Below are 13025 nucleotides of genomic sequence, written 5' to 3'. Positions count from 1 at the left end.
CCCTCACTCGGAGGGCTGACGTCCGTTTCCTTCGGGTGGGAGCTCGCGCGTGAGTCTTCGTCGCTTCGTCCGTGGCATGGTGGCCGCCACCGCTGTGCTGGGTTTCACCGCAATCGGCCCCCTGGGCACAGCGGGACCGGCGCACGCCGGCGCCTTGGGGTCCACAGCCATCGGTACTTTCACCTACGAGGTGCGGGGCGCCGCGGTGAAGGTCCCCGTCGGTTGTTTCCTGACCCACAGGATCGACGGCTCCGGGAAGCGGGTCTCCGGCCAGCTCGCGGGCGTCGACTGCGTCGGTGCCGCCGCGACCTTCTCGCGGTTCTGCAACTGGCGGATCGACTTCGCCTACGCCGACACGAACGGCAGGGTGTACCGGACCGCGAGGGGTGCCACGCACGCCGAGTGCGACGGCGCCCCGCTGCGCAGGGCCGGCGTCCGGACGCTGCCGACCTACGGCAAGGTCTGCGCGAAGCTGTTCGTCAACGGCAAGCTGCGAGCCACGCAGTGCCACTACATCACGAAGTGAGGCAGTGCCCCGCGGCAGCGGTCAGGCTGTCGCGGGCGTGGTGTCGGCGTCCTTCGCGATGAGCGGTTCCGCCTCGCGGGTCACCCGGCGTTCGACGAAGAAGGCCGCCGTCGGGACGGTTCCGGCGAGCAGCACCCACAGCTGCCGTCCGACGGGCATCTTCATCTTGCTGCCGAGGTCGAATGCGAAGATCAGGTACAGCACGTAGAGCCAGCCGTGAGCGATGCCGACCACCGAGACGAAGCCGTCGAAGCCGTCCAGGCCCAGTACACGCTTGCCGATCACGCCGACGGTCAGCAGAACCAGGAGGACTGCGGTGACGTATGCCAACACCCGGTACCGGGTCAAGACGCTCTTCTTCATGCCGTCGAGGGTATCCGGTCCGCTGTGACGTCCCGTCCCCCGTCCTGGCCTGCACCACTATCATTTACTAGGACGTCCTAGTAAATTCGAGGGTATGGACGCTGACGCCATCGAGGAAGGCCGCCGTCGCTGGCAGGCTCGGTACGACGCCGCGCGCAAGCGCGACGCAGACTTCACCACGCTCTCCGGCGATCCCGTGGAGCCGGTGTACGGGCCGCGGCCCGGGGACGCCTACGAGGGGTTCGAGCGGATCGGCTGGCCCGGTGAGTACCCCTTCACCCGCGGTCTGTATCCGACCGGCTACCGGGGGCGCACCTGGACGATCCGGCAGTTCGCCGGGTTCGGCAACGCCGAGCAGACCAACGAGCGCTACAAGATGATCCTGGGCAACGGCGGCGGTGGGCTCTCCGTCGCCTTCGACATGCCGACGCTCATGGGCCGCGACTCCGACGACCCGCGCTCCCTGGGCGAGGTGGGGCACTGCGGGGTGGCCATCGACTCGGCCGCCGACATGGAGGTCCTGTTCGACGGCATCCCCCTCGGGGACGTGACGACCTCCATGACGATCAGCGGGCCCGCCGTGCCCGTCTTCTGCATGTACCTCGTCGCCGCCGAGCGCCAGGGCGTGGACCCCGCCGTGCTCAACGGCACGCTGCAGACGGACATCTTCAAGGAGTACATCGCCCAGAAGGAGTGGCTCTTCCAGCCCGAGCCGCATCTGCGCCTCATCGGCGACCTGATGGAGCACTGCGCGGCCGGCATCCCCGCCTACAAGCCGCTCTCCGTCTCCGGCTACCACATCCGCGAGGCCGGCTCGACGGCCGCCCAGGAGCTGGCGTACACGCTGGCGGACGGCTTCGGGTACGTGGAGCTGGGGCTCAGCCGCGGGCTCGACGTGGACGTGTTCGCGCCCGGCCTGTCCTTCTTCTTCGACGCGCACCTCGACTTCTTCGAGGAGATCGCCAAGTTCCGTGCCGCGCGCCGCATCTGGGCCCGCTGGATGCGGGACGTGTACGGCGCGAAGAGCGAGAAGGCGCAGTGGCTGCGGTTCCACACGCAGACCGCGGGCGTCTCGCTGACCGCGCAGCAGCCGTACAACAACGTCGTACGGACGGCCGTGGAGGCGCTCGCCGCCGTCCTCGGCGGGACCAACTCCCTGCACACCAACGCCCTGGACGAGACGCTCGCCCTGCCCAGTGAGCAGGCCGCCGAGATCGCCCTGCGCACCCAGCAGGTGCTCATGGAGGAGACCGGTGTCGCCAACGTGGCCGACCCGCTGGGCGGTTCCTGGTTCGTGGAACAGCTGACGGACCGGATCGAGGCGGACGCGGAGAAGATCTTCGAGCAGATCAAGGAACGGGGACTGCGCGCGCACCCCGACGGGCGGCACCCCATCGGGCCGATCACCTCCGGCATCCTGCGCGGTATCGAGGACGGCTGGTTCACCGGCGAGATCGCCGAGTCGGCGTTCCGCTACCAGCAGGCGCTGGAGAAGGGCGACAAGAAGGTCGTCGGGGTCAACGTCCACACCGGCTCGGTCACCGGTGACCTGGAGATCCTCCGGGTCAGCCACGAGGTGGAACGCGAGCAGGTGCGGACGCTGGGCGAGCGCAAGGCCGCCCGCGACGACGCGGCGGTACGGGCCGCCCTGGGCGCCATGCTCGACGCGGCGCGCTCCGGCGCCAACATGATCGAGCCGATGCTGGACGCCGTGCGCGCCGAGGCGACCCTCGGTGAGATCTGCGACGCGCTGCGGGACGAGTGGGGGGTGTACACCGAGCCCGCGGGCTTCTGACCGCCGTCCCCGCCCCGGCCCCGGACCCGGCTACGGGACGGGGTCGGGGGCGGTGAGGCCGGTGAGGAGGACGCGGGTGAGGTCGTGGACCCACTCCTCGTCCGCCGGGCGTCCGCTGACCAGCGTGCGGTGCACCACCGCGCCGGCGACCATGTCGAAGATCAGGTCCACGGTGCGGGCCGCCTCGGCCGGGTCGGGGTCGGGCGGCAGTTCGCCGCGTGTCTGGGCGCGGGCGCGGCCGGTGTGGACCAGGCGTTTCTGGCGTTGGACGATCGAGGTGCGGATGCGTTCGCGCAGAGCCTCGTCGAGGGTGGACTCCGCGACCGCCGCCATCAGTCCGCACCTGGCCTCCGGTCGGGACAGCAGCGCCGCGAGCTGGAGGACCACGCCCTCGATGTCCGCGGCGAGGCTGCCGCGGTCGGGGAGTTCGAGTTCGTCGAAGAGTTCGGCGACCGCGTCCACGACCAGCTCGTTCTTGCCCGCCCAGCGCCGGTAGAGGGTGGTCTTGGCGACTCCCGCGCGGCTCGCGACGTCCCCCAGGGTGAGCTTGGACCATCCCAGTTCGACCAGGGCCTCCCGCGTCGCGGCCAGGATCGCGGTGTCCGCCGCTGCGCTGCGCGGGCGTCCGGTACGAGTGGCGGGGGGCCGACCGGTACTGCTCTGCATGGGCACGACCCTATCCGCCGGTGCCCGTGTCGCCGCGAGGGGAGCGTGAGGGAGATCACCGGGGTGGCCCGGCCCGTGCGCCGTGCCGGGCGTTACGCTACGACCCGTAGCGGAAGTGTGGGCGGTCCGAACGGAACGGCCGGCCCGCTCGAGCGACGACCACTGGCGCGGGTGGGGACCCGGTGCCGAAGAGTACGCGGGCGCCCGGGTTTCCCGGCGTTTTCACAGACACGCGGGGTACGGGGGAGGATAGACGTATGCAGCCACGGAACATGTCCATGAGCGGAGTCGTCGACCTCGCCGCGGTGAAGGCGGCCCAGGAGGCCAAGACGAAGGCGGAGCAGGCCCGCGCGGAGGCGGCCCGGCAGGGCGGCGGGGGCGCGGTCTCCCCGGCCGACCTCGTCATCGACGTCGACGAGGCCGGCTTCGAGAGCGACGTCCTGCAGCGGTCCACCGAGGTCCCGGTCGTCATCGACTTCTGGGCCGAATGGTGTGAGCCCTGCAAGCAGCTGAGCCCCGTCCTGGAGCGGCTCGCCGTCGAGTACGACGGGCGCTTCCTGCTCGCCAAGATCGACGTCGACGCCAACCAGATGCTGATGCAGCAGTTCGGTATCCAGGGCATTCCCGCGGTGTTCGCGGTGGTGGCCGGGCAGGCGCTGCCGCTCTTCCAGGGGGCCGCGGGCGAGACGCAGATCCGCCAGACCCTGGACCAGCTGGTGCAGGTCGCCGAGGAGCGCTTCGGTCTGACCGGGCTCACCGTCGACCCCGACGCCGTGCCGGGCGGCGGCGGTGCCGCGTCGGGCGCAGAGGCGCCCGTCGGTCCGTACGACGCCCTGCTGGAGGCCGCCGTGCGGGCGCTGGACGCCGGTGACCTGGGCGGCGCGATCCAGGCGTACAAGAACGTGCTCACCGACGACCCGGGCAACCCGGAGGCCCAGCTGGGGCTCGCCCAGGCCGAGTTGCTCCAGCGGGTGGAGGGTCTGGACCCGCAGCGGGTGCGCGCGGACGCCGCCGGGAAGCCGCAGGACGTCGAGGCGCAGATCACCGCCGCCGACCTGGACCTGGTGGGCGGTCATGTCGAGGACGCCTTCGGCCGGCTCATCGAGACGGTGGGGCGCACGGCCGGCGACGACCGCGAGGCCGTGCGGGTGCGCCTGCTCGAGCTGTTCGAGGTGGTCGGGGCCGAGGACCCGCGCGTGATCGCCGCGCGCAGAGCGCTGGCGCGCGCCCTGTTCTGAGCGGGTTGGGGCCTTTTGCCCGGCCGCCCGAGGCGGTTTCCGGGCCGGTGGTGCCCGAGTGAAAGATTGGCCGACCGGAGGCCCGTGCGGCCGCGCTTTGCCGAAACTTGGCAAAGCGCGGCCGCTGTTACTGCGAGTAAGTCGCGTACGTCGATCTGTCGGACTCCGTCCGGGCTTCAAATGTTTTGTCCGCCCCCCGCAGGACACCGAGGGTCGCCGTCCGGTGTCGCCGGGTCGCCCTCCGGTCGTTCAGTCATTACCGGCGAGTAATGAACCCCCTTGTGCGGGCGGCGAGAATGCACCACGATCGGCGACGCTCGGTCCATTGCCCGTACTCCGACAGCCGGTCGGGACGCGGGCGCTCCTGGGTCCCCACCGAGCAGAGCCGGCGGCAGTGGAGCCGGTTCTTGGGCAGGGGGGTCTTCGCTCACCCGGCGAAGCCTGTCCAGCAGGTTGTGCGTGATGCGTGTCAGGCGCGACCAGTGGTTGTCGCTCGGGGGTGATCGCCGGTGATTCGGGCGCTTCGTGCGCTGCCGAGTGCGGCGCTCTTCTTCCCGAGGACGTAGCACTTCTCCCATCCCTGCCCGGCTGCCCGCCTGTTGGCGGTGCGTCAGGGCAGGAGATGTACGTCCGAGAAGGAGGAAATATGGAGTCCCAGGTGCGTGGCGGGACCAGATGGAAGCGGTTCGCCGTGGTGATGGTGCCCTGTGTGGCCGTCACGGCCGGTATGGGCGTCGCGCTCGCGCAGGGCGCTCTCGCCGCGTCGTTCAGTGTCTCCGGCCAGTCGTTCAAGGTGACGGCGGACCGGCTCGACGGTACGGGCTTCTCCCAGTACGGAGCGCTCGACGAGGGTTACACGCTGAAGGGCGAGAAGACGGCTCACCCCGTCGCGGTCTCGGCGTTCAAGTCCGCGAAGATCACGAACATGTGCCAGTCCGTGGTGACCCCGGGCATCCCGGGGCTCGGCTCGGTCAGTCTGACGCTGAAGGCCGGCGGTGGCGACACTCCGGTCAGTGCGCAGAACCTGTACATCGACGTCGCGGACCTCCAGGCCGATGCCACCTTCCACGGCATCGACATCGGTGTGGCCGCCAAGGACGCCAGCAAGGGTCCGGGCATGAAGGGCGGCAACGAGCAGGCGAACCCGTACGGCTTCGCCCAGCAGGCCGACTCGGCCACGCTGACCAAGGTGAAGCAGACGGCGTGGGCGACCACCGCCGGAACCTTCAAGCTCAGCGGGCTGAAGATGTCGCTGTCCGCGGGGGTCAAGGAGTGCTACTGAGCACTCGATGACGGGCGGGGGAGCCGGTGGCGCCCCCGCCCGTCCACCTTCCCGCCGCGTCTTCACACGCGGCGCACATCACCACCACAGCAAAGCCGTACCAGGGAGCTGTTTTCCATGAGCGCCGAGACTCCTGCCGCCTCCGGCCAGTTCACCCACCGCAGGCAGCAGTTCCGTGCCTGGCGAGGCGCACGGCCGTTCTGGGCCGGCCTGTTCGTCGCGCTCGGCGGCTTTCCGATCATGTACTTCCCGTACGCGAATCTCCGGATCGGTCACCTGACGCTGGCGATGGCGACCACCGCGGGCGCGGGGTCTCTGATCATCGGGGTGCTGTTGGTCGTCCTGGGCATCAGCCTGTGGGTCCAGGAGCACATCCGGGTCTTCGCGGGTGTCGCGGCGATCCTGCTGGGGCTCGTCTCCGTTCCGGTGTCCAATTTCGGCGGCTTCATCATCGGTTTCCTGCTTGCGCTGGTCGGTGGGGCGATGGCCGTTTCGTGGGCGCCGGGCGTCCCGCCCGAGCAGGAGCCGCAGGCGGACCTTCCGGGCCGGGGCGGCTTTCCGCAGGGTGCGGAACCCGACACCACGGCCACGGGATCCGTGAAGGACACCACGGCAAGGGGCGATGGGGGTCCCTCCCAGGCTTCTGAGGCACAGGCGGAGAACGATCTGTCAGGAACGAGCCCGACGAACGGGGCGAACGGGAGGCACAGTGCCGGCTGACGAGGTGACCCGCGGGACCGATGTGGAGACGTTCCGTGTGAGAACCGGGCCGCGCCACGCGGCACCCAAGAAGCCGCTGCTCACCAGGTTCCACATGCCTGCCGGAAAAGCGATCGCCCTCGCGGCGATGCCGACCGCCGTCCTCATGGGAATGGGGTTCACACCGACTCTCGCCCAGGCCGAGGACCAGCCGCAGTCGAAGAACCTGACCGCCGACGAGTACAAGGACTGCGTGGCGGCCCTGGAGAACGCCGGGAAGGACGACGCGTCCTCCGCGCCCGGCCCGTCCGTCCCGGCGAGCGACCCGGTGATCCCGGACGAGGCACCCGCCGCGGAGCCGGGTCCCCCGGCCACCGCCGGGGGTGGCCGGACCGTGAACCCCGGCCCGGACCAGGGCGCGGACAACGGCTCGTCCTCTTCACAGGATTCAGGTTCCGACGACAAGGCCGAGCCCGCGCCCGCCCCGTCCGCGCCCCCGGGCGAGCAGGACTCCGGTGACGACCAGGGCGAACCCGCACCGGCACCCTCGGAGACCGCGCGCAACCTTCTCGAGGACATCGGGGGCGCCGTCAAGGACGTCTTGCCCCCCGAGGACAAGAAAGCCGAGGAGAGCCCGAGCCCCACCCCGGCGGCCTCCGCGGACGAGGGCGGAGCCGCTGAGGACGAGGCGGAGGAGACCGCCGGGAAGGCCACCGAAACCGCGAAGGACACTGCCGGGGAAGCCGCCGACACAGCGGCCGGGGTGGCGGAGGCGGCCGAGACCCCGGCGGCCCCGGCGGCCCCGGAGACCCCGGAGTCGGCGGGTCCCGTCACCGCCTCGCCGAGCCCGTCCGCGTCGTCCGCGTCGTCCGAGAGTGCCGCGACCGACCTCGACGGCTGTCCGGTCGCCACCGACGCCGAGGGCGGGGTCGACAACGGGGTCCCGCTGCCCGACGAACCCTGGTTCCTGAACGCCAGTTCGCTGCTGCTGAAAGGTGCCGACTACCAGGGCATCGTCGAGGTCCGGACCGCGAGCGGCAAAGTCAAGAAGGTCCTGAAGTACGTCATCTCCGACGGCACCGACATCGGCGACCTGCACCAGACGGTCGAGGACAAGTCGATCGGCAGGACCTACCACGTGCAGGCGGCCAAGGGCTCGACGTCCACCATCCGCGAGGGCGACACCGTGATGTACACGGAGCGCATCTCCGGCAAGCTGCTCGGGCTGATCCCGGTCACCTTCGACCCCGAGAACCCGCCGCCGCTCAACATCCCCCTGATCTACTTCACCGATGTGACGGTCCAGCAGGCCGGCCAGTTCGGCGGAACCCTGCACGTGCCGGGCCTGCATCAGTACGTCACCTGAGTACGGGCATCAGCCCCTTCCGGGAGCCGCACACCACCGAGGGCGCCCCCTTCTTCAGGGGACGCCCTCGGTGGTGTGCACGCGGACGGGTCAGCCGGTGGGGCCGCCCAGGTGGTGGACGCGGACCATGTTGGTGGTGCCGGGGACGCCGGGCGGCGAGCCGGCGGTGATCACCACGATGTCGCCCTCGTCGAAGCGGTGGAGCCGGACCAGCTCCTGCTGGACCAGGTCGACCATCTCGTCGGTGCTGTTCACGAACGGCACGACGTGCGACTCCACACCCCAGCTGAGCGCGAGCTGGTTGCGGGTGGCCTCGTCCGTGGTGAACGCCAGGATCGGCTGGACGGCGCGATAGCGGGACAGCCGCCGGGCCGTGTCGCCGGACTGGGTGAAGGCCACCAGGCCCTTGCCGCCGAGGAAGTCGGCGATCTCGCAGGCCGCGCGGGCCACCGAACCGCCCTGAGTGCGCGGCTTCTTGCCGGGCACCAGCGGCTGCAGGCCCTTGGAGAGCAGCTCCTGCTCGGCCGCCTGGACGATCTTCGACATCGTCCGCACGGTCTCGATCGGGTACGCGCCCACGCTCGACTCGGCCGACAGCATGACCGCGTCGGCGCCGTCCAGGATCGCGTTGGCCACGTCGGAGGCCTCGGCGCGGGTCGGACGGGAGTTGGTGATCATCGACTCCATCATCTGGGTCGCCACGATCACCGGCTTCGCGTTGCGCCGGCACAGCTCGATCAGGCGCTTCTGCACCATGGGGACCTTCTCGAGCGGGTACTCGACGGCCAGGTCGCCGCGGGCGACCATCACACCGTCGAACGCCATCACGACGTCCTCCATGTTCGCCACCGCCTGCGGCTTCTCCACCTTGGCGATGACGGGCACCCGGCGGCCCTCCTCGTCCATCACGCGGTGGACGTCGGCCACGTCCTTGGCGTCCCGGACGAAGGACAGGGCGACCAGGTCGCAGCCCATGCGCAGCGCGAACCGCAGGTCCTCGATGTCCTTCTCGGACAGCGCGGGCACGTTCACGGCCGCACCGGGCAGGTTGATGCCCTTGTGGTCGGAGATGACACCGCCCTCGATGACGATCGTCCGCACCCGGGTGCCCTCGACGTCCAGCACCTTCAGCTCGACGTTGCCGTCGTTGATCAGCACCTGGTCGCCGCGGGAGACGTCACCCGGCAGGCCCTTGTAGGTCGTTCCGCAGATGGTCCGGTCGCCGGGGACGTCCTCGGTGGTGATGGTGAACTCGTCACCGCGCACCAGCTCGACGGGGCCCTCGGCGAAGGTCTCCAGGCGGATCTTCGGACCCTGGAGGTCGGCGAGGACACCGATGGCCCTGCCGGTCTCCTTGGCGGCGGCACGGACCCTGTCGTACCTGCCCTGGTGCTCGGCGTGCGAGCCGTGGCTGAAGTTGAAGCGGGCCACGTTCATGCCGGCTTCGATCAGGGCGACGAGCTGCTCGTGGGAGTCGACCGCGGGGCCGAGAGTACAGACGATTTTGGAACGGCGCATGGGGCGATCCTATCGGTTTGTTTCGCTCCGGAATATTCCGTCTGGCGGAAGATACATATGAGAAAGTCGCTGCTCAATTGCGCTTTCCGGCCAGTGCGTAGGTCTGTGTGGCGATCTCCATTTCCTCATCCGTCGGTACCACGGCGACCGCGACCCGCGCACCCGCGGGCGAGATCAGCCGCGGCCCGTCACCGCGCGCGCCGTTGCGCTCGGCGTCGACCGCCAGACCCAGTTCCGTCAGGCCCGCCACGGCCGCCTCCCGCACCGGAGCGGCGTTCTCGCCGACCCCGGCGGTGAACGCCACCGCGTCCACCCGTCCGAGAACGGCGTAATAGGCGCCGATGTACTTCTTCAGACGGTGAATGTAGATGTCGAACGCGAGCTTCGCCTGTTCGTCGCCCGCGTCGACCCGGCGGCGGATCTCCCGCATGTCGTTGTCACCGCACAGACCGACCAGTCCGCTCTTCTTGTTGAGAAGAGTGTCGATCTCGTCGGCGGACATTTCGCCAACGCGCATCAAATGGAAGATGACGGCCGGGTCCATGTCTCCGGACCGGGTACCCATCACCAGTCCTTCCAAGGGCGTCAGCCCCATGGAGGTGTCCACGCACCTCCCGCCCCGCACCGCCGAGGCGGACGCCCCGTTGCCCAGGTGCAGCACGATGACGTTCACGTCCTCGGGTGCCTTCCCGAGCAGCCGGGCCGTCTCCCGGGACACATACGCGTGCGAGGTGCCGTGGAAGCCGTAGCGGCGGACGCGGTGCTCGTCGGCGGTCTGCACGTCGATCGCGTAGCGGGCGGCCGACTCCGGCATCGTGGTGTGGAAGGCGGTGTCGAAGACGGCGACCTGCGGCAGGTCCGGGCGCAGCGCCGTGGCGGTACGGATGCCCGTCAGGTTGGCAGGATTGTGCAGCGGGGCGACCGGGATGAGCCGCTCGATCTCGGCGAGCACCGCGTCGTCCACGACGGTCGGCTCGGTGAAGTGCATCCCGCCGTGCACCACCCGGTGCCCGATCGCGGCCAGTTCGGGGGAGTCGAGCCCCAGCCCGTCGAAGGCCAGTTCCTCGGCCATCGCCTTCAGGGCGGCGTCGTGGTCGGTGACCGGACCGGTCCGCTCCCGTGTTTTCCCGCCCGACACCAGCGGCGTGTGCCGGACCAGCGAGGTCCGCTCGCCGATCCGCTCGACCAGACCGGACGCGAGCCGGCTGCGGTCCCTCATGTCCAGCAGCTGGTACTTCACCGATGAGGAGCCGGAGTTGAGGACGAGGACGCGGGTACTCACTGGATGGCTGCCTTCTCGATCGGGGAGGACGTGGCGGACTGGGCCTGGATCGCCGTGATGGCGACGGTGTTGACGATGTCCTGGACGAGGGCACCCCGGGACAGGTCGTTGACCGGCTTGCGCAGACCCTGCAGCACCGGGCCGACCGCGATCGCGCCGGCCGAGCGCTGCACGGCCTTGTAGGTGTTGTTGCCGGTGTTCAGGTCGGGGAAGATCAGCACGGTCGCCTGTCCGGCGACCTCGGAGCCCGGCAGCTTGGTCGCCGCGACCGACGGCTCCACGGCCGCGTCGTACTGGATCGGCCCCTCGATCTTGAGGTCGGGGCGGCGGGCCCGCACCAGCTCGGTCGCCTCGCGCACCTTGTCGACGTCGGCGCCGGAGCCGGACGTACCCGTCGAGTACGACAGCATCGCGATCCGCGGCTCCACCCCGAACCGCGCGGCCGTGGCCGCCGACTGCACGGCGATGTCGGCGAGCTGCTCGGCGTCCGGGTCGGGGTTGACCGCGCAGTCGCCATAGACCAGAACCCGGTCGGCCAGGCACATGAAGAAGACGGAGGACACGATCGAGGAGTCCTGCCGGGTCTTGATGATCTCGAAGGCCGGCCGGATGGTCGCGGCCGTGGAATGCACCGAGCCGGACACCATGCCGTCGGCGAAACCTTCCTCCACCATCAGCGTGCCGAAGTAGTTCGGGTCCGAGACGACGTCGTAGGCCAGCTCGACGCTGACCCCGCGGTGGGCGCGGAGGGCGGCGTACTTCTCGGCGAAGGCGTTGCGCAGCTCGGAGGTGGCCGGGTCGATCAGCTGGGTGTCGCCGAGGGCGATGCCGAGGTCGGCGGCCTTCTTGCGGATGTGGTCGACCGGTCCCAGCAGGGTGAGCTCGCACACGCCCCGGCGCAGCAGCACCTCGGCCGCGTGCAGCACCCGCTCCTCGCCGCCCTCGGGCAGGACGACCCGCCTGAGGTCGGAGCGGGCCTGTTCGAGCAGCTTGTGCTCGAACATCATCGGCGTGACGCGGTCGCTGCTGGGTGCGGAGACCCGCCGGGTGAGGTCGGCGGTGTCGGCGTACCGCTCGAAGAGACCGAGCGCGGTCTCCGCCTTGCGCGGGGTGGCCGCGTTCAGCTTCCCCTCCAGGGAGAACAGCTGCTCGGCGGTGGGGAAGCTGTTGCCGGGCACCGACAGCACCGGGGTGCCGGGGGCGAGACGGGCGGCGAGGGTGAGGATGCGGTCGTCGGGCACCTCGTCCAGGGTCAGCAGCACCCCGGCTATCGGCGGCGTGTTGGTGCTGTGCGCGGCCAGCGTGCCGACGACCAGGTCGGCGCGGTCGCCCGGGGCGATGACCAGGCAGCCCGGGGTCAGGGCGGCGAGGAGGTTGGGCAGCATGGCGCCGCCGAAGACGAAGTCCAGGGCGTCGCGGGCCAGCCCGGAGTCGTCGCCGAGCACCACCTTCGCGCCCAGGGTGTGGGCGATCTGGGCCACGGTGGGGGCGGCCAGCGCGGGTTCGTCGGGCAGGACGTAGCAGGGCACCGGCAGCCGGGAGGCGAGCCGCTCGGCGATCTCGTCCCGGTCCTCGACGGCCACCCGGTTGACCACCATGGCGAGCACGTCGCAGCCCAGCGTCTCGTAGGCGCGGAAGGCGTTGCGGGTCTCGTCGCGCACCGACTCGGAGCTCTGCCTGCGGCCGCCGACGACCGGGATCACCGAGGCGCCGAACTCGTTGGCGAGGCGGGCGTTGAGGAACAACTCGTCCGGGAACTGGGTGTCGGCGTAGTCGGTGCCGAGGACGAGGACGACGTCGTAGTCGCGGGCGACGGCGTGGAACCGGTCGACCAGCGTCGACACCAGTGCGTCGGAGCCGCGTTCGGCCTGGAGGGCGGACGCCTCCTGGTAGTCCATGCCGTAGACGGTCGCCGGGTCCTGGGTGAGCCGGTAGCGGGCGCGCAGCAGCTCGAAGAGGCGGTCGGGGCCTTCGTGCACCAGGGGACGGAAGACGCCCACCCGGTCGACCTGCCGGGTCAGGAGTTCCATGACCCCCAGTTCGACGACCTGGCGGCCGTCGCCTCGTTCGATGCTGGTCACGTACACACTGCGGGTCACGCGTGCTCCGTTTCGTCGGGGGGTCTCGCGGTGCTTGTCGGCCCTGCGGGATCCGGCCCGTACGCCGCGCTCGCCGAGGCGAGCCGATCCCCTTCGACAGTACCTCCGGCGCTGGTGGGGGGCGTCCGCCCGTGGGTGCGGCCCCCAGAGCCCGGGGCACGGGGGCCGGGGCGGGGAACCGGTGGGCGGCC

At 70.5% G+C, this 13025-nt stretch carries 11 protein-coding genes; 6 read left to right on the top strand and 5 right to left on the bottom strand.

Annotated elements, in window-relative coordinates:
* Nucleotides 1-49: 49 nt before the first annotated feature.
* Entirely contained in the window at nt 50-526 is a 477-nt protein-coding gene (locus tag JL475_RS11130; RefSeq protein ID WP_307825018.1) for a hypothetical protein, read from the top strand.
* A 21-nt stretch (nt 527-547) separates the two neighbouring features.
* Here the strand turns inward: JL475_RS11130 and JL475_RS11125 are convergent, their stop codons facing one another.
* Nucleotides 548-889 (bottom strand): DUF3817 domain-containing protein, encoded by a 342-nt coding sequence (locus JL475_RS11125; protein ID WP_202277384.1) that lies wholly within the window; start codon nt 887-889, stop codon nt 548-550.
* 94 nt (nt 890-983) lie between these two features.
* Between JL475_RS11125 and JL475_RS11120 the strand changes: the two genes are divergently transcribed.
* Nucleotides 984-2684 carry a methylmalonyl-CoA mutase gene (locus JL475_RS11120; protein ID WP_202277383.1) on the top strand — a complete coding sequence of 567 codons (1701 nt, stop codon included), beginning with the start codon at nt 984-986 and terminating at the stop codon, nt 2682-2684.
* A gap of 30 nt (nt 2685-2714) precedes the next feature.
* Here the strand turns inward: JL475_RS11120 and JL475_RS11115 are convergent, their stop codons facing one another.
* The gene (locus JL475_RS11115; protein WP_202277382.1) at nt 2715-3350 is read right to left on the bottom strand and encodes a TetR/AcrR family transcriptional regulator; all 636 of its coding nucleotides are present in this window, start codon (nt 3348-3350) and stop codon (nt 2715-2717) included.
* Between the two features lie 257 nt (nt 3351-3607).
* Between JL475_RS11115 and JL475_RS11110 the strand changes: the two genes are divergently transcribed.
* The 4 genes from JL475_RS11110 (at nt 3608) to JL475_RS11095 (ending at nt 7935) form a co-directional block, all read left to right on the top strand.
* Nucleotides 3608-4588, top strand: coding sequence for a tetratricopeptide repeat protein (locus JL475_RS11110; RefSeq protein ID WP_202277381.1), 981 nt, complete (start codon nt 3608-3610; stop codon nt 4586-4588).
* A 646-nt stretch (nt 4589-5234) separates the two neighbouring features.
* Entirely contained in the window at nt 5235-5870 is a 636-nt protein-coding gene (locus JL475_RS11105) for a DUF6230 family protein (RefSeq protein ID WP_202277380.1), read from the top strand.
* Nucleotides 5871-5987: 117 nt separating this feature from the next.
* Entirely contained in the window at nt 5988-6590 is a 603-nt protein-coding gene (locus JL475_RS11100; RefSeq protein ID WP_202277379.1) for a DUF6114 domain-containing protein, read from the top strand.
* Entirely contained in the window at nt 6580-7935 is a 1356-nt protein-coding gene (locus JL475_RS11095; protein WP_202277378.1) for a hypothetical protein, read from the top strand. The genes JL475_RS11100 and JL475_RS11095 overlap by 11 nt, the downstream gene beginning before the upstream one ends.
* A gap of 90 nt (nt 7936-8025) precedes the next feature.
* On the opposite strand, the gene pyk is transcribed toward JL475_RS11095, so the two are convergent.
* The 3 genes from pyk to pta form a co-directional block, all read right to left on the bottom strand.
* Complete coding sequence (gene pyk / locus JL475_RS11090) at nt 8026-9453, bottom strand: pyruvate kinase (RefSeq protein WP_202277377.1); 1428 nt, start codon at nt 9451-9453, stop codon at nt 8026-8028.
* Nucleotides 9454-9526: 73 nt separating this feature from the next.
* On the bottom strand, nt 9527-10735 hold the full coding sequence (locus JL475_RS11085) for an acetate kinase (protein WP_202277376.1): 1209 nt from the start codon (nt 10733-10735) through the stop codon (nt 9527-9529).
* Nucleotides 10732-12834 (bottom strand): phosphate acetyltransferase, encoded by a 2103-nt coding sequence (pta, locus tag JL475_RS11080; protein WP_202277375.1) that lies wholly within the window; start codon nt 12832-12834, stop codon nt 10732-10734. The genes JL475_RS11085 and pta overlap by 4 nt, the downstream gene beginning before the upstream one ends.
* Nucleotides 12835-13025: the final 191 nt, after the last annotated feature.

The sequence above is a fragment of the Streptomyces sp. M2CJ-2 genome (assembly GCF_016757295.1).
GTDB lineage: Bacteria > Actinomycetota > Actinomycetes > Streptomycetales > Streptomycetaceae > Streptomyces.
This window is presented reverse-complemented; position numbering and strand designations above follow the sequence as displayed.